Source organism: Paenibacillus sp. WG02, from assembly GCF_055396115.1.
This window is the reverse complement of the sequence record NZ_AP036016.1, coordinates 5,128,887-5,145,872: the sequence shown is the minus strand read 5'-3', so window position 1 is coordinate 5,145,872 and position 16,986 is coordinate 5,128,887. Positions and strand designations below refer to the sequence as shown.

At 44.6% G+C, this 16,986-nt stretch carries 20 protein-coding genes; 19 read left to right on the top strand and 1 reads right to left on the bottom strand.

Annotation, left to right across the window (positions count from 1 at the left end; genetic code table 11):
* The first annotated feature begins 19 nt into the window (after positions 1 to 19).
* From ACBP55_RS23445 to ACBP55_RS23400, 10 genes are all read left to right on the top strand, one after another.
* The gene (locus ACBP55_RS23445; RefSeq protein WP_464645330.1) at positions 20 to 601 is read left to right on the top strand and encodes a histidine phosphatase family protein; all 582 of its coding nucleotides are present in this window, start codon (positions 20 to 22) and stop codon (positions 599 to 601) included.
* A 140-nt stretch (positions 602 to 741) separates the two neighbouring features.
* Entirely contained in the window at positions 742 to 1,896 is a 1,155-nt protein-coding gene (locus ACBP55_RS23440; protein WP_464653391.1) for a hypothetical protein, read from the top strand.
* Between the two features lie 178 nt (positions 1,897 to 2,074).
* Entirely contained in the window at positions 2,075 to 2,263 is a 189-nt protein-coding gene (locus ACBP55_RS23435; protein WP_029193034.1) for an IDEAL domain-containing protein, read from the top strand.
* A gap of 208 nt (positions 2,264 to 2,471) precedes the next feature.
* Positions 2,472 to 3,503 (top strand): LCP family protein, encoded by a 1,032-nt coding sequence (locus ACBP55_RS23430; RefSeq protein ID WP_464645328.1) that lies wholly within the window; start codon positions 2,472 to 2,474, stop codon positions 3,501 to 3,503.
* 70 nt (positions 3,504 to 3,573) lie between these two features.
* Positions 3,574 to 3,894, top strand: coding sequence for a DUF2487 family protein (locus ACBP55_RS23425; RefSeq protein ID WP_464645326.1), 321 nt, complete (start codon positions 3,574 to 3,576; stop codon positions 3,892 to 3,894).
* A gap of 395 nt (positions 3,895 to 4,289) precedes the next feature.
* On the top strand, positions 4,290 to 4,835 hold the full coding sequence (locus ACBP55_RS23420) for a QcrA and Rieske domain-containing protein (RefSeq protein ID WP_029193036.1): 546 nt from the start codon (positions 4,290 to 4,292) through the stop codon (positions 4,833 to 4,835).
* Positions 4,836 to 4,852: 17 nt separating this feature from the next.
* Positions 4,853 to 5,602: a selenite/tellurite reduction operon b-type cytochrome ExtP gene (gene extP, locus ACBP55_RS23415; RefSeq protein WP_464645323.1), complete on the top strand. Its 750-nt coding sequence runs from the start codon at positions 4,853 to 4,855 to the stop codon at positions 5,600 to 5,602.
* Positions 5,545 to 6,597 (top strand): hypothetical protein, encoded by a 1,053-nt coding sequence (locus tag ACBP55_RS23410; RefSeq protein WP_464645321.1) that lies wholly within the window; start codon positions 5,545 to 5,547, stop codon positions 6,595 to 6,597. The genes extP and ACBP55_RS23410 overlap by 58 nt, the downstream gene beginning before the upstream one ends.
* Positions 6,504 to 7,166: a DUF1405 domain-containing protein gene (locus tag ACBP55_RS23405; RefSeq protein ID WP_464645319.1), complete on the top strand. Its 663-nt coding sequence runs from the start codon at positions 6,504 to 6,506 to the stop codon at positions 7,164 to 7,166. Before ACBP55_RS23410 ends, ACBP55_RS23405 begins: the two co-directional genes overlap by 94 nt.
* A 66-nt stretch (positions 7,167 to 7,232) precedes the next feature.
* On the top strand, positions 7,233 to 8,111 hold the full coding sequence (locus ACBP55_RS23400; RefSeq protein WP_464645317.1) for a sporulation protein YpjB: 879 nt from the start codon (positions 7,233 to 7,235) through the stop codon (positions 8,109 to 8,111).
* A 52-nt stretch (positions 8,112 to 8,163) separates the two neighbouring features.
* On the opposite strand, the gene ACBP55_RS23395 is transcribed toward ACBP55_RS23400, so the two are convergent.
* Positions 8,164 to 9,036, bottom strand: coding sequence for a YitT family protein (locus ACBP55_RS23395; protein WP_029193040.1), 873 nt, complete (start codon positions 9,034 to 9,036; stop codon positions 8,164 to 8,166).
* 112 nt (positions 9,037 to 9,148) lie between these two features.
* On the opposite strand from ACBP55_RS23395, the gene ACBP55_RS23390 reads away from it, so the two are divergent.
* From ACBP55_RS23390 to panB, 9 genes are all read left to right on the top strand, one after another.
* Positions 9,149 to 9,487 carry a nucleotide pyrophosphohydrolase gene (locus ACBP55_RS23390; protein ID WP_464645316.1) on the top strand — a complete coding sequence of 113 codons (339 nt, stop codon included), beginning with the start codon at positions 9,149 to 9,151 and terminating at the stop codon, positions 9,485 to 9,487.
* Positions 9,488 to 9,551: 64 nt separating this feature from the next.
* Positions 9,552 to 10,055 carry a tetratricopeptide repeat protein gene (locus tag ACBP55_RS23385; RefSeq protein WP_268615705.1) on the top strand — a complete coding sequence of 168 codons (504 nt, stop codon included), beginning with the start codon at positions 9,552 to 9,554 and terminating at the stop codon, positions 10,053 to 10,055.
* Positions 10,056 to 10,088: 33 nt separating this feature from the next.
* Complete coding sequence (dapB, locus tag ACBP55_RS23380; protein WP_029193043.1) at positions 10,089 to 10,892, top strand: 4-hydroxy-tetrahydrodipicolinate reductase; 804 nt, start codon at positions 10,089 to 10,091, stop codon at positions 10,890 to 10,892.
* 26 nt (positions 10,893 to 10,918) lie between these two features.
* Positions 10,919 to 11,338: a methylglyoxal synthase gene (locus ACBP55_RS23375; RefSeq protein WP_464645314.1), complete on the top strand. Its 420-nt coding sequence runs from the start codon at positions 10,919 to 10,921 to the stop codon at positions 11,336 to 11,338.
* A 1-nt stretch (position 11,339) separates the two neighbouring features.
* Positions 11,340 to 12,032 (top strand): bacillithiol biosynthesis deacetylase BshB1, encoded by a 693-nt coding sequence (bshB1, locus tag ACBP55_RS23370; protein ID WP_464645312.1) that lies wholly within the window; start codon positions 11,340 to 11,342, stop codon positions 12,030 to 12,032.
* Between the two features lie 18 nt (positions 12,033 to 12,050).
* Positions 12,051 to 13,223 carry an N-acetyl-alpha-D-glucosaminyl L-malate synthase BshA gene (gene bshA / locus ACBP55_RS23365; protein WP_464653390.1) on the top strand — a complete coding sequence of 391 codons (1,173 nt, stop codon included), beginning with the start codon at positions 12,051 to 12,053 and terminating at the stop codon, positions 13,221 to 13,223.
* Positions 13,224 to 13,249: 26 nt separating this feature from the next.
* Complete coding sequence (locus ACBP55_RS23360; protein WP_464645311.1) at positions 13,250 to 14,551, top strand: CCA tRNA nucleotidyltransferase; 1,302 nt, start codon at positions 13,250 to 13,252, stop codon at positions 14,549 to 14,551.
* A gap of 352 nt (positions 14,552 to 14,903) precedes the next feature.
* Complete coding sequence (locus tag ACBP55_RS23355; RefSeq protein ID WP_464645310.1) at positions 14,904 to 15,872, top strand: biotin--[acetyl-CoA-carboxylase] ligase; 969 nt, start codon at positions 14,904 to 14,906, stop codon at positions 15,870 to 15,872.
* 244 nt (positions 15,873 to 16,116) lie between these two features.
* The gene (gene panB / locus ACBP55_RS23350) at positions 16,117 to 16,974 is read left to right on the top strand and encodes a 3-methyl-2-oxobutanoate hydroxymethyltransferase (RefSeq protein ID WP_464645308.1); all 858 of its coding nucleotides are present in this window, start codon (positions 16,117 to 16,119) and stop codon (positions 16,972 to 16,974) included.
* Positions 16,975 to 16,986 lie beyond the last annotated feature (12 nt).

Genomic DNA, 16,986 nt, shown 5'->3' with positions numbered 1-16,986 from the left:
ATATGTGGAGGGTAAGCAAATGACAACAATTGGATTCATACGTCATGGGAGTACAGAATGGAATCGTCTTGGTAAGCTTCAAGGGCAGCTAGATACGGATTTGACGGAAGAAGGCAGAGAACAGGCTCGGTTACTTGGACTAAGATTAGCAAAAGAAACTTGGGATGGCATTATTAGCAGTGATTTGACGAGAGCAAGAGAAACTGCGCAAATTGTTTCGGATCTATCGGGAATACCTTTTATACGCACGGACAAGAGGCTAAGGGAGCGTAAATATGGACAGGTAGAAGGAACTACTGTTGCGGAAAGAGAAGAGCGTTGGGGGCCTAATTGGAAGCTTCAGGAACTAGGTCAAGAGTCGGATGATGAACTATGGAAACGATGGACAGAGCTTGAAGCAGAATTGATTCAGGCCAATCCGAAGGGGAAAATATTATTAATATCGCATGGTGGTTTCATCGTGCAGATTCTTAGAGTGCTTCGCATGGATAGTGAAGACTTTCTACAGAATACATCACTGACCATTCTACTGCGTCAAGATGAAGGCTGGGAGCTTCAATTATATAACTGTTTAAATCACTTACAATCTATAACTGAATAGTGACTATAAAATAAACATGACTTTTTTGAAAGAGTCATGTTTTTTTATTTCGATTGGAATATTTTCGGTGAAAAATCCCATAATGGTTACTAGAAACCTCGGAGCTGAAAGCTTCGCTAAATGGGGGATGTAGGATGGAAATGAACCTAGCGGATATGCTCAGTTATGCCGATATCCATGAATTAGGCCGAATTGCTCATACCTACGAGTGTGAGTGTAATGGTCATTCGAAGAATGAATTGATTCAATCGATTTTGAGCACGGCGCTGCGCAGAGAGATTTTCGAGAAGCATATTCAAGGTCTAGCTTTAGAAGATATTCGTTTTTTGAATTCGCTGCTTTTCGATCCTCGCAATGCTTTCAGTATTGAAGAACTTATCGCTAGAGTTCAACAATCACGATTTCAGAAGGAGGACTCAGAGGATTGGAATCCTCGGGATATGATCATTAAATTCAAGAAACTTGGATGGTTGTTTAACGGCTATTCCCAGCAAACGAAGTTTTTATTTCATGTCCCGCAAGATCTGAAGCGTAGATTCAGTGATGTTCTAACAGGTCAGTTCAAACAAAGCTTGAAAACAACTAGCGAACCCAATGTATATCGTGATGAGCAACACCTTATCGTCGATGACATCTATCATTTCTTGACGTTCATCTCTCAAGAACAGGAACTACCGCTCACTGCGGAAGGTTCGATGTACAAAAGACAGCTTCAACAAATTCTCAATCGTTTATCGGTTCAAGAAGAGATGGTAACCAAAGGGACATGGAGATTCGGCTATGGCCGCATGTTTAAAGAGTATCCGAACCGTTTTTCTTTCATCTATGATTATTGCTTTTACAGGCAACTGATTAGTGAGCACTCACAAACACTTCGATTAACAGAAGATGGAAAAGAACGGCTGATAGAAGGCAGGAAAGAAAACCTCTCAGATGTGTATAAGTTCTGGCTGCGGCTTTATAAAAATCCGATTCCGAATGTTCAGACCATTGCAGCCTGGATTGATCGTCTAGGCGGGCAATGGGTGACCATGGCATCTCTAGAAGAGGTGCTTTGCAAGCTTGTTAAACCCTTCTATTATGATACTTCTGAATCGATTGTGGAACAGCGTATTCTACAAATGATGATGCATTTGGGCTTGATTCGGATCGGGGAAGATCAGGAGTATGGAGCTGTGATTCAAGTCACCAAGCTTGGTACGAAAGTCATTCAAGGTACCTTTGTTGCTGAAGAAGATAAAGTCGTCCTCTTTCTGGATAAAGAAAGCAGGCTGTTCAAAGAAGATGTCAAATAGATAGGTAAAGACACATTCCTAGTGAATCGGGCGATTGAATGAAGCGGTAATGTACCGAGTGAATATGATGGAGTAGGGGCATACACAAGGGATTGGCATACACCAAGAAACAGACTTACATGTTTTTGCGAAAAAGAAGCTCCTGACAAACCGCGGACAACATTTGGAGGTAGGTCTCATGGGAAAAATGAATGTATCTAACGATGCGCTGCTGGCACTTTTCGCGGAAATGGTTTGGGATAATGCCATACGCAAATATAAAGAAGAAAATCTCTATATAGAGATTGACCGCGCTTTAGCCAAGGGAGACCAAACTACGTTCCTAGCTCTTACATCTGAGCTTAAAACGTTACAATCATTGGGTTAATTATTTATGTGGTGGCAGCGATAAACACGTAAAAGAAAGGCATGTGAATCTATTTCACGTGTCTTTTTTGCTGCTTATCGGGTGAAAAAAGAACTAATTCGACGACTCGCGCGTCCATATAAAGAGCATTATAGAGTCAATTTCATAATTCCAAACCCTTATTTAATTATAAAATTTACTCTTACATCCAAACATAAGGAGACTACGAATGAAAAAAATGATAAAAAATTACCGAATTCGAAAGATCATGTTACCCGTTCTTATGATCACAGGGCTAATTCTAGGAGCTGCGTCTGTGTATGCAGCTATTTTATATAACAAGTTGAATCAGACGTTGGATCACATTGCTGCGCCTGAAGCCGCTGCAACATCAAACTTAAATGGCGAAAGCAGGGTGCCTGTAACACAAGCGACCAATCCCATAGAGAAGCCGTTAACGTTCCTCCTAACGGCAATAGATGAACGAGAAGGTAATGAAGGCTCGTTGAATACAGATGTCATGATGCTCTTCCGCATTGATCCGAAAACGCATCAAGGAACTGTGGTATCCATACCTAGGGATCTGGAGATTGAAGCTGATAAGTCGGGATTAGACGGATCTCACAAAGCTAATTATTTCTATGCGTATTATTACAATAAAAATAGAGACACAGCCCTATATGAAACGAAAAGATTATTTAGTGATGTTTATCAAGTTCCAATTGATTATATGGCCGTTATTAATTTTGATGGCTTTCGGAAGATGATCGATCAATTAGGTGGAATGACCGTTGACGTGGATATGGATATGCGCTATCAGGACGAAAGTGACGGAACGGATATTCATTTGAATAAAGGAACACAGCAGTTGAATGGCAAGCAAGTATTAGATTTTATTCGTTACCGGAAATCCAATTTGGGCACGGCAGAATCATCTGATATGGAGCGTAATCAAAGAGAACAGCTAGTACTTAATCAGTTACTAGATAAGTTAACCACATTGAACGGTTTGACAGCTTGGGGAGGAGTGTTTGATATCATTGGAAGCACCATTAAAACGGATATTCCAGCCGATGAGATTCGTACATTGACAAAATCCTACCGTGATTTGAAGCCATCAACCGTTCGCTATATCCAATTAAAAGGTGAATGGGAGAGCCCCTATCTGGTTGTGAAGCAGCAAGATCTAGAGGAAGCATTCGACGCTTTGCGCGGTGAACAATCTGGCGAGCAGATTGACAGGCAGAAAAGGACGGATTAAAGTACAAGATGTGCATCATGACATTACATAGCAAACGTACATTTGGCAAACAATAGGGGAGGACAACTCGTTGAAGTTTAATGATATTTCCGCACAAGATTGGCCAGAATTGAAACCGTATTTGGACACTTGTTTACTTCCATTGACGGGGTTGACCGGGTTTGAAGATCCAGCACAAGTGACAATCGCCTTAGAACAGCTTCGAGATGCGCTGGAAACGATTGAAATTCCGTTCAAGGGCAGAGTAGTAACTTATCCAGCGCTTCACTACATAACGGGTACGGATATGCGAGAACAATTGAATGCCGTCTCCCTTCATTTAAAAAGAATGGGGTTCCGTTATGTCATCGGTCTTACCATACATACAGAAGCAGCTTCTTTGGAAAGATGAGCAGACGGATTTGCTGATTGTTGTCGATATGGAGCAGTGGACGAGCCAATCGGAACTAATCAAATCAAGCATTTCCAAACAAGTACAAGATCTATGGCAGCAGAACGATTAACTTTAAACAGATAAGCGTATTAATGGAAAAAAAGTTGTGCAGGATAAGGGGAGAAATTAATTTCTTTAGCTTCCAAAAAGTTGTGACAATTTCGTTAAAATTTGTCCGATGGCCGAGATTTCAACCGTTGAAAAGGAGTTATGGATTCTTGACGACCTAGTAGTCGTAGGCTATTATTAGTAATGTCCTAGTTATGTAGTGTAATGTCGAACGACACGTGATAGAGGTAACTGATGTCCGAGAGGGTTCGGACTTCGGCCAATGTAGGAGGGTAGACCTGAGAATGAGTGATCATAACAATCACAAAGAAGAACAGCATGGGAAGAAGCCCGGGACCAAACGCGAAATGTCTCGTCGACAATTTCTTTCTTACACCCTTGGTGGCGCTGGTGGATTCATGGGAGCCGGTATTATTATACCGATGATACGGTTTGCTATTGATCCTGTCCTTCAAAAGAAAAGTGCTTCGGATTGGGTTAAAGTTGTCGAAGAAAGTAAAATTACAAATGTTCCACAAGCGTTTACGTTCCAAATTCATCAGGTTGACGGCTGGTACGAAAGCGATGCTGAACTAGTTGCATGGATTTCCAAAGACAAAAGCGGCAAGCTCTTTGCGTTGAATCCAACTTGTAAGCATCTTGGATGTACAGTTAACTGGAACGATAATCCTGCTTACAAAGATCAGTATTTCTGTCCTTGTCACGGTGCTCACTATACGCAAGATGGTAAGAACCTTGCTGTAGCGCCAAAGCCTTTGGATGAGTACACGACCAAAGTAGAGAATGGCTTCGTTTATGTGGGACAACTACATGCTAACACAAGAGTATAAGGAGGCGTCAGCATCAGATGTTTAAAAACGTATACAACTGGATTGACGAACGTCTTGATATTACGCCAATGTGGAGGGATGTAGCAGACCACGAGGTTCCAGAGCACGTAAACCCTGCTCATCATTTTTCCGCTTTCGTATATTGCTTCGGCGGATTGACGTTTTTCATTACAGTCATTCAAATTTTGTCAGGTATGTTCTTAACTATGTATTACACACCTGATATTATCAACGCGTATGCCAGCGTTGACTATTTACAACATAAAGTGGCTTTCGGTGTTATTGTCAGAGGTATGCACCACTGGGGAGCCAGCTTAGTAATCGTCATGATGTTCTTACATACCCTGCGCGTGTTCTTCACAGGCTCTTATAAAGCACCCCGTGAAATGAACTGGGTTGTAGGCATGTTGATTTTCTTCGTTATGTTAGGTCTTGGTTTTACCGGATACCTGCTACCTTGGGATAACAAAGCTTATTTCGCTACACAAGTAGGTATGAAGATCGCAGCTTCGGTACCGTTCGCGGGACCATATATTGAAACATTGCTGCAAGGTGGAAGCATTGTTGGCGCTCAAACATTGACTCGTTTCTTTGCCATCCACGTATTCTTCCTGCCAGGCGTTCTGCTAGCTTTGCTTGCTGGACATTTCTTCATGATTCGCAAACAAGGTATTTTCCGGACCGCTATAATTGAAAGGAGGGTCAATGCGTGGCGCATGGTCATAAGTCAGACGAAAAAATCGTTTATGTGGGAGATTCCCGCGTAATAAAGAAATCACAAGAGCAACGACTGATTCCTAAAGATTATTCTGCATATCCGGGGAAATCAGAAGCGTTCATACCAAACTTCTTGTTGAAAGAATGGATGGTTGGTGTCGTCGTATTGGTCGGTATGCTAGTACTGGTCATGTCGGATCCAGCTCCGCTAGGATACCCTGCGGATCCTAAGAACACAGCGTTCATTCCGATGCCGGATTGGTATTTCTTATTCATGTATCAATTGTTGAAATATCCATATACATCTGGTAATTATGTTGTTCTGGGAGCGGTTGTTGTACCTGGTTTACTGTTCGGGGGCTTGCTTCTTGCTCCATTCTTGGACACAGGTAAAGAACGTCGTTTCTACAGAAGGCCAATCGCTTCAAGCTTGATGATTTTATCTCTAGTTGCTTGTACATATTTGACATATACATCTTGGTCACATTACCAAGTAGAATTGAAAGATAAAAACATCGTTCCAGAGCACATTAAGCGTGAGGAAGACTGCACGCGAAAAAAGGTGCAGCTGGTGCAACTGGTGGCGGCGGTGCTACGAAGAAATCTGCGGCAATCGTTGCAGCGGATGATCCTGGTGCAGAGATTTACAAGAAAGCAACTTGCTTATCTTGTCACGGTGCTGGACTTAAAGGGATGCCGGCTTCTGGTGTACCTCCTTTACTTGGTGTTGGTGATAAACATCCCCAAGATGAGATTCTTGGCATTATCAAAAACGGTAAGGGTAACATGGGTAAACAATACCAAGCTAACATTGATAAAGGCTTATCTGATGCCGATATCACAAAGCTTGCGGAGTGGCTATCCAAACAAAAGGCCCAATAAAATAGGAAAACCTGATCGCGAGAGCGGTCAGGTTTTTTTAGATAAGTTCGCACAAGAGGAGGAGCTTACTTGCAGCAAGGGTTGTCCGTTTCCTATTTTTGGAGTAAGGATTTTCTGCTTAGCAAAAAGATGTTGTGGGCGTTTTTTATTTCAAACCTTCTAGGAACTATTTATGGTTATGAGTGGTACTGGGCACAGATGGTCGATACGATTGCTAATTACCCTGCTTGGTACGTATATTTTGTTCCAGACAGTCCAACAGCTAGCTTGTTTTTCACTCTTTCAATCGGCTTTCTGCTGATGGACCGTTCTTTGGAGCAGCAGCCTAGTAAGCTTTATCGTGCTATTCGCGGGTTTGTTGAGGCATTCGCATTGATTACTTCCTTTAAATATGGAATCTGGGCAGTTACTATGATTTGGACTGGTGCTTGGCAAGGAGTTCCCGTTGGTTGGGATGGTTGGATGTTGACAGCTTCCCATTTGGCCATGGCTGTGGAAGCGCTGCTATTTGTTCGATGGTACCGGTACAGGCTAACGGCTATTATCTTTGTTGCCATTTGGACATTTTGGAACGATTTCATGGATTATGAAAGAGGTGTTTTTCCAAGATTACCTGATGTACTTGTGGACAATTATTTAAATAACATTGAGTGGTTCACCGTAGGGTTAAGTATCACTGGCATTTTGATAGCTATTGTATGCCTGCTTACCCGCAAGAAAAGAAGTACATAACCGCATAGCAGCTGGTCTAAATTGGGACAAACCTCCATATGATGATGGTGAAGGAGGGGATGTCCCATGTTTAATTATTCCGGTATGAAATGGTTAACGACCACACTTCTGCTGGCAGCCGTTATTAGTATAAGCTCAGCTTGTGGAGTTAGCACGAGTACAAGCGGACAAGCCGCTAAGCCAATAGATACTGAACAAGTAGAGCGGATAGCGTTTTTGAACCAAATTGCCGATGATATGTACAAACAAACCATGGATGGTCAAGTCATAGAAGCGAGAAATAAGCTGATGCAAATGTCTGATCAGATACCTAAGATTCATTTCGAAGGGATTACATCTGTTGAGGGGTTAAATGCTTTAACAGAGACGATTACACAAGCGAAAAGGGTTTACAATGCGGCAGCCTATTCGCCAGAAGAAGGGCAGATCGCTGTTGCCAAAATACGGCTTGCCACAGATGCCTTAACGCATAAGAACCAGCCCATGTGGCTGCAATATTATAAAGTGCTGCAAAATGATACAAATATCCTGAATGAGGCCGTTAAAGCGAATAAACAGAAGGAGGCAGTGGCGAATTTCGGTAAACTCTCGCAGCATATTGCCATAATCCATCCTTCCTTGCTGATTAGCCGAGATGCTTCTTCCGTCGAAAAGCTTGATTCGCTGCTTGCTTTTATCCGTACGAATTTGAATAGTCAGCCTATGTCGGTTCGACAATTGGAATCAGGGCTTGACCATTTAAATCACGTTTTGGATGATTTGTTCATGAAGAACAAGGATGCCATCGCTTTCGTGCCAATAACGGACCCTCGGCAGCCAATCATTTGGTCTTTAGGAATAGGTCTCATTATTGTCAGTGTGCTATCCTTTGTTGGATGGAGAATGTACCAATCAGGACGACACATTGTACACGTTAAGCAAACAAAAGAAGGCGAAAATAGATAGAACATAAAAGTGGGTTGAGCAAGCTATCATAGCTGCTCAACCCACTTTTATGTTAGTGTTTTTTGAATCCTTCACCAATAACATCATGTACTTCACCAATAATGATGAATGCACTAGGATCCATTGCATGAATGAGCTCTCGAAGCCTTCTCGTTTCGTGGCGGTAGACGACACAATAAACAACTTCCTTATTATTGCCGGAGTAGGCTCCCCTAGCTGGGAATAAAGTCACTCCTCTGTCAAGTTCCGTCGTAATGGCTTGTGCTAACTGATTGGCTTGATCGCTAATAATGGTAAATACTTTGGCGGCGTAAGCGCCTTCGGAAATATAATCAATGAGCCGAGAGCTTACGAAGACGGCAACAAGTGAATATAAGACCTTCTCTTTTGGTAAATAGATTAACGAAGAGCCAATGACGATGACGTCAATAATAAGGATAACTTGGCCAACACTCCAGCCTCTCTTCTTATTGCCGATATGAGCCAAGATGTCAGAGCCGCCCGTAGTACCTCCGAAACGGAAGACAAGTCCAAGTCCTGCCCCGAGTGTAATACCCGCATATAGAGTCGCTAGAAAGTAATCCTGAGTGGTGTGAAAAGGGATTAGCCATTCTTTTTTAATGAGCAGCTCCATGATCCATAGAAAGAAAGACAACGAAACGACGCCGAAGATGGTGTAAAGCATCCGTCCTTTACCAAAATTCTTCCATCCGATATAAAACAAAGGAATATTAATCAACAGGGTAGATAGGGAAGGTGGGACATTTAGTACATATTTGAGCAGCAAGGAAACACCTGTAACCCCGCCCTCCATTAACTCATTAGAAATAACAAAATAGTGCAAACCAAACGCATAAATAGCTGTGCCGATCATGATTGCAACTACATTCGTAAATCGATCAGCAAATCGTTCCTTGAATCTCATTCCTGTTCCTCCAAATACTTGATGGTTGTAGCCAAAAAAATTTGTCAACTTTTCTTCTATAGTTTAACATAGTAATGATAGCTCGGTGAAGATGATGGAAAGAAGGGTGAATATGTCCGAACGTACTCTTAAAGATATACAAAAAGAGGTTGACACTTATATTTCCCAGTTCAAGGAAGGATATTTCAGTCCTTTAGCTATGCTGGCCAGAATGTCAGAGGAAGTTGGTGAATTAGCCCGAGAAGTGAACCATACATACGGTGAAAAGCCAAAAAAAAGCACGGAAGAAGACAATTCTATAGAGCTCGAACTCGGTGATATTCTATTCATTACCATCTGTTTCGCGAACTCTTTGGGTATTGATTTGACGGAAGCGCATGATAAAATCATGCATAAATTCAACACGCGGGACGCGGGTCGATGGACTAAAATTAACACCGAAACTACATAAGCTTCATAAACTATACCATCCCCAATAACAGGAGACTCGATTTCGGGTAGAGGAGGATGGGCAGATGAATGGAGAAACTCAAATACAGAAAGCGTACGAATCCATACTTGGTCATGATTTTGAAAAAGCCATTGAATGGTTTGAAAAAGCGATAGCTGAAGAACCAAACAATGCTGCCTATCACTACAAGCTATCGATTACCTTCGCAAGAAGCAACAAATTGTTAAAAGCCATAGAGCATGCTTCAAAGGCACTAGAATTGGTTAAAGATAATGAAGCATATCGTTATCATTTGCAAGTGCTGCATGCAAGAAAATTAGTTGAGAAAGCACAAAAACAGCTGAGTACCCAATCTGAGCATTCGGAAAGCGCGATTTTCTTACTAAAAGAAGCGATTGCTCTTGATCCTCTGGCTATTGAAGCGTATCTTATTCTAGGAGAAGCATTTGCTTTTCGAAAGGATTATGGAAGAGCGTATCAAACCGTTATGGAAGCGGTGCGGTTGGAGCCTCACCATGAAATTGCCAAACAGCATGCGGCTCTCTATCAACAAAAGATGAAATTATAGGCTTGAAACATACAAAAAGGAGATATTCTCAACATGGATCGTAAAATTCGAGTTGCCGTTATTGGTGCAAGTGGAAGAATGGGGCGAGAGGTCGTGAAGACCGTACTCACAGAGTCCGATATGGAATTGGTGGCGGGGGTTAACCGCTCCTCTGGCCCAATTGATTTAGGAAGGATGGTAGGATTTGAAGAATGTGGGGTTCAAATGAGCAATGATTTGGAGCAGGCACTCACAGAATCCAGACCTGACGTTTTAGTAGATTTTACAGGACCGCAAACAGCGGTTTCACATACAAACTTGGCTATTCGCCTTGGAATTCGCCCAGTAATGGGCACAACAGGATTTACACCGGAAGCTATTGCTGAATTGGACAAGCAGTGCCAGGAAAGTGGAATTGGCGGAATCATAGCACCGAATTTCTCAATTGGAGCTATACTTATGATGAGATTTGCGGCTCAAGCGGCAAAATACTTTCCAAATCTTGAAATCATTGAGTATCACGGGGATCAAAAGCTGGACGCGCCTTCAGGAACGGCTGTGAAAACCGCGGAACTTATCTCCGAAGTTAGAGGAGAGCTGCGTCAAGGCAATCCGAAAGAAGAAGAAACAATTGAAGGTTCGCGCGGCGGGTATTACAATGGATTTAGAATACATAGCGTTCGACTGCCTGGCGTCTTTGCTCAGCAAGAAGTAATTATGGCGGAGCAGGGCCAAGCGCTCAAGATTAGACATGACTCCTATGATCGTGCAGCTTATATGCCTGGCGTTGCGATTGCTGTACGTAAAGTGATGACATATAGCGGAATGATTTATGGATTCGAGCATTTTATAGATTAAAGAGCCCTAGGGGAGTGGAAGTTAAGATGTTAAAGATTGCGTTAATTGCCCATGATCGCAAGAAAGATGAAATGGTGAACTTCGTTACCGCGTATGAACATGTATTCGAAGGTCATAAGTTATATGGAACAGGTACGACAGCACAGCGCATTATGGATGGCACGAAATTAGACGTACATCGATTTATGTCAGGTCCACTTGGGGGCGACCAGCAAATTGGCGCAATGGTAGCGCAAAATGAGATGGATTTTATTATTTTCCTGCGAGATCCATTAATGGCTCAACCACATGAACCGGACATTATTGCTCTTCTGCGTTTATGTGATGTTCAAGGAATTCCTTGCGCTACAAATGTAGCAACAGCAGAACTCCTCGTCAGAGCGCTGGACCGCGGTGATTTCGCTTGGAGAGAGTTAGTACATAAATATAAGCCAGGTATTGAATAAGATGAGCGAAACTCTCGATATTCTTATATTTGGCGCACATGCAGATGATGCTGAGATTGGAATGGGGGCCACCATTGCCAAACATACCAAGTCTGGGCTTAAGGTTGGACTTTGTGATTTAACCTATGCCGAAATGTCCTCCAATGGCACAGTGGAAACAAGGCTCGAGGAAGCTGAACTAGCTGCGAGTATTCTCGGGGTGAAGGTACGTACGAATCTGGGACTGCCGGATCGAGGATTAGTTGCCACGCAGGCAAATATTGAGCGGATTACGCAAGAAATCCGTAAATTTAAGCCGAGAATCGTGTTTGCGCCCTACTGGCAGGACCGGCATCCAGACCATGTGGCCTGTTCGGGCCTGGTTCAGGAAGCTGTTTTTAACGCTAAACTTCGCAAGTATTTGCCTGATTCAGAGCCTGTGAATGTGGAGCAGCTGATCTTTTATTTTATTAATGATGTTTACGAAGCTGATCTTATGGTAGATGTAACCGATTATTACGATGAAAAAATTGCTTCACTGAGCGCTTACCGCTCACAATTTATAACAGGTCAAGGTACGATTGCCACGCCTTTAAATCAGGGCTATATCGAAAGAGTTGAAGCTCGAGATCGCGTATTAGGTCAAAAGCGTTTGTTAAAATATGCAGAAGGTTTCGTTTCTAAGCTGCCGTTCGTGGTAGATCGATTCGTTTGATCGGAAAAGAGGTGCATGATGAAAGATAAACTCAAGATTGGAATTACCTGTTATCCGACTTTAGGTGGTTCAGGGGTTGTTGCTACGGAACTTGGCAAGCTGCTTGCCGAAAAAGGACATGAGGTTCATTTTATTACTCACAGTATGCCTTTTCGTTTGGGTAAATTTCATAAAAATATATTTTATCATGAAGTGGAAGTCAGTCAATATTATGTCTTTCGGTATCCGCCTTATGACCTTTCTCTCGCCAGTAAACTAGCGCAGGTCGCCAAGATGGAGGAACTGGATTTACTGCATGTTCATTATGCCATTCCTCATGCTGTATGTGCACTTCTGGCGAAACAGATGGTTGGAACTAAGCTTAAGGTTGTCACGACACTCCATGGAACCGACATAACCGTTCTAGGACAGGATCAATCCATTTCCGACTTGATTCGTTATGCGATTAATGAAAGCGATGCGGTTACAGCGGTTTCGAAGGATTTAATCAAAGAAACAAGAGAATTATTAGATATTGATCGTGACATCGATCTAACTTATAATTTCGTCGATAAACGGGTGTATTACCCGCGTGATATAACGAAGCTTAGAGGCGAGTTTGCCCGGCCTGATGAGAAGATTCTGATTCATATTTCTAATTTTAGACCAGTCAAGCGGGTGCAGGATGTCATTGATATTTTTGCAAAAGTCAGCAAGGAGATTCCGTCGCGTCTCTTGTTCGTAGGAGAAGGTCCTGATCTGTCCAAAATGATTGCTAAAGTTAAGGAACTAGGACTCACTGATAAGGTCACGTTCTGCGGTAAACAGGATGATGTAGCGCAGGTGATTTCCCTTGCCGACGTGATGCTGCTTCCATCAGAAAAAGAGAGCTTCGGTTTAGTGGCTCTAGAAGCAATGGCATGCGGAGTGCCAACAATCGGCTCCAATGCCGGCGGGATTCCCGAGCTCATCACGCACGGTGAAACCGGCTATTTAGCAGATGTTGGAGATACTGATAAAATGGCTGAACATGTCGTAAACTTGCTTAGCAATCAAGCATTGTATGAGAGAGTATCGCAGAATTGCCTAACTCGTGCTCGACATACCTTCTGTAATGACATAACTACGGTTCAATATGAGGAAATTTATTATCGCGTGCTGGGCAGAGAACTGCCAGAATCTCATCGTATTACAGCTTCGTCCTGTCAATAAAAGGACGTTAGCAGGTTAGGAGAAACATGTCGGATGTTGTTAAAGCAAAAGTAATAGATCCTGGAGCTTCTATCGTTCTCACTAAGCTTACGGAAGCTGGTTATGAGGCGTATCTTGTAGGTGGTTGCGTTCGTGATGCTGTTCTTGGCAGACCGATCAAGGACATCGACATTGCGACATCTGCATTGCCTGATCAGGTGATGTCGTGTTTCCCGCGGACGGCGCCAACGGGTCTGCAACACGGTACCGTAACGGTTATCCTGTCACAAGGGACCTACGAGGTGACGACGTTTCGCAAGGAAACCGAGTATGAGGGCTTCCGCCGCCCGACTTCCGTCGAATACATTTCGGATTTGACGGAGGATTTGAAGCGGCGCGATTTTACGATGAACGCAATGGCGATGGACGCAGCGGGTGTTGTATTGGATCCTTTCGCAGGGCAACAGGATCTGGGCTTAGGTGTGCTCCGCTGCGTGGGGGCTGCAGAGGAACGATTCGGCGAAGATGCGCTGCGCATGCTTCGCTGTGTTCGTTTTTCCTCGACCTATGGCCTGGAAGTCGAGTCGAGTACGTGGCAGGCGCTGCTTGCGCAAGCTCCGCTGCTGCGCCACATCGCCATGGAGCGCGTGCGCAGCGAGCTGCAGCGCATGATCGAAGGCCCAGCCCCCGCGCGGGCTGTGCGGTTACTGCTGGCGAGCCGCCTCACGGCGCACCTCAAAAAGCAGCTGCCGCTGCCTTTTGAGCAATGGCTCGCCTGGGATGACGCGCTGGACGCTGTCAGCGCGCTAGAAGGGCAGCATGACCGCTGGGCCATGCTGCTCATGCTTCTGGAGATGCCGGCGGACACGGTCCGCACGGCGCTCCAGGAGCTGACCTTCTCCCGCGCCGATTGCGAAGCGGTCGTGGCGGTGCTGGCCCTGCGCGAGGCTGTGGCCGCGCAGCTTATGAGCGGCGGCGCTTCGCAGGACGCCGCATTCGTGCAGGACTCGGCTCCGCTGGAGCGGGTCTGGAAGCTTGGCGCGGTGCGCAGCGGCGAAGCCGCTGCCCGCGCGCTTCTGCGGTTGCTGCGCGTGCTGCCGCAATGCACGGAGAAGCGCGGCGAGCTCGCGCGCTTCCTGCAGAACGCCGCGCCGGAGCTGCTGCGACGCGGGGAGGCTTGGCTGAAGGAGGTCCCCTGCTTCAGCCTGAAGGAACTCGACATATCCGGCACGGATTTGGCGGTGAACTTGGCCGGCAGCCGGGCCCATGGATGGGCATGCTGCTGCAGCAGCTCCTTGAACGAACCGCGCTCGGTGAAATTGCGAATGAGCGAGAATCACTTTTACTAGCCGCGCGTGCTGCGAAGTAGCAGCGCAGCGCGGTTTTTTTATTATTTGAATGATGATATTATGGGTGTAATCCGTCCACTCGAGCGATGTTATAGTGGATACCAATGTTGCATTTTCTACAACAATTCACTCGCCAAAAGGCTATTTCGCAACTTGAATTTGTAGTTTGTACAACATTTCGAGCCCGTTTGTTGCGAAATGGCCTAAAAAGGAACCAAATTGTTGTACATTCTACAACAGATTATAGAATAACTCTGATTTACATCCACAATGTTGCACGAACTACAACAACTGCAGCATTACCAGATGAATCAATTTCCAAATAAATTACCGATAGATCGTGAGTGATCGTATGAATAAACGTATATTAGAGCTGTTCCAAGAGTCTCCGGAAGCTTACGTTTCCGGCGAGGAAATCAGCCGACGACTTAACGTTAGCCGCACTGCGATCTGGAAGCATATCGAAGAGCTTCGATCGGCAGGCTATGAATTTGAAGCAGCGCCGCGCAAAGGGTATCGATTGCTGAGCAAGCCTAATACATGGCAAGTGAACGAACTGTTGAGCGGGTTGAGAACCAAGGTGCTTGGCCAGAAAATCCATGTTTACGGGGAAGTCGAATCTACGCAGACCATTGCACACGCTCTCGTTGCATCAGGAGCTCCTGAGGGAACGCTTGTGCTGGCTGAGGCACAGACAGCGGGAAGAGGCCGAATGGGGCGTGCGTGGCATTCTCAGGCCGGTAAAGGGATCTGGATGAGTCTCGTGTTAACGCCGCGTATTCCTGTTTTTTTCATGCCTCAATTAACGCTGCTTAGCGCGGTAGCTCTGTGTCGCTCCATCCAGAAGGTTTGCCAGGTAGACATTGGTATTAAATGGCCCAATGATCTTCTGATTAAAGGGAAAAAGGTAAGCGGTATTTTGCTAGAAAGCAGCGGGGAAGATGAAAGGCTCAAGTATGTGATTGCAGGGATTGGCATCAGTGTGAATTTGAAGAGGGAAGATTATCCCGAGGAACTGCGGAGTATTGCAACTTCACTAGCGATTGAATCGGGATCAGACATCCCAAGAGAAAGTTTGGTACAAGCTTTTCTATTAGAATTTGAAGAACTTTATGCGCTTTATATGGAGAAAGGCTTCGCCCCAATCCGTTTGCTTTGGGAGGCTCTCAGTGTAACTTTGAAACGTCCAATTCGCACGCATTCACCTTCAGGTGTTGTTGAAGGCATCGCTGACTCGCTGGATGACTCAGGGGCATTAACGGTAATCACGCAAGATGGAAAGAAAATAAAGATCTATTCCGGAGATATTGAACTGAAGTAAAGGTATCAATTGGAAGCAACATTTGGTATAATAGCATGACAAGGCGGTATCCTTATAGGAACTGCACTTGAAGTTTGACGGTTGTATTTTTTTTACAAAGGAATAGGACTTGAAACAAGATGTTGGATTCTGCTCTGAGCCTTATGGGACCGAGACAGAGGGATCATTGGATTCTTTCTGCATGCGATCCTTTTAGCTCTTAGCTAAAAGGTTTTTTATTTTATATAGGGAAGCTGGGATATCAATGGAACAACGTAAGCCGCTTACGACAGTTAAGATGAGAAAAATGAAGCAAGATGGCATTCCCATTACCATGGTAACTGCTTATGACTATCCCTCAGCCCGATTGGCTGAAGAGGCTGGAATTGATGTAATCCTTGTGGGAGATTCGCTGGGGAATGTCGTACTAGGCTACGATTCAACCCTGCCGGTCACACTGGATGATATGGTTTACCAGACACGTGCCGCGGTGCGAGGAGCTTCAAATACGTTCATTGTAGTAGATATGCCTTTCTTAACTTATCATGGAAGCTTGGACACGACATTTCGAGGTGTTGCCCGTTTAATGCAAGAAGGCGGAGCTAAGGCGGTTAAGCTGGAGGGCGGAGCTGAAATTGCGGCAACCGTTAAAGCGATCACGGACGCTGGTGTGCCGGTCGTCGGACATTTGGGTTTAACTCCGCAGTCCGTACATCAACTTGGTGGATTCCGCGTACAAGGACGCAGCTCTGAGCAAGCCGAGAAACTGCTCAGTGATGCCAAAGCTCTGGAGGAAGCGGGAGCTTTCGCGGTGGTCTTAGAGCTGGTGACTGACGAGTTGGCTGAGTGGATAACGAAGCAGTTGTCGATCCCGACGATTGGCATTGGTTCAGGCATTCACTGTGATGGGCAAGTACTTGTTTATCATGATCTGCTTCAGTATGGTTCTGACAGTGCTGCCAGAAAGTTCGTAAAAGCATACGCGAATATAGGGGAAACTATTCGTGCTGGTATAGGCGAATATGTGAAAGAAGTGAAAGCGCGGGCATTCCCTGCGCAAGAGCATACGTTTCATATGGACAACGATGTTGTTGAATATTTATATGGCGATAAGGAGAAGTGAGAGCCGTGGAAG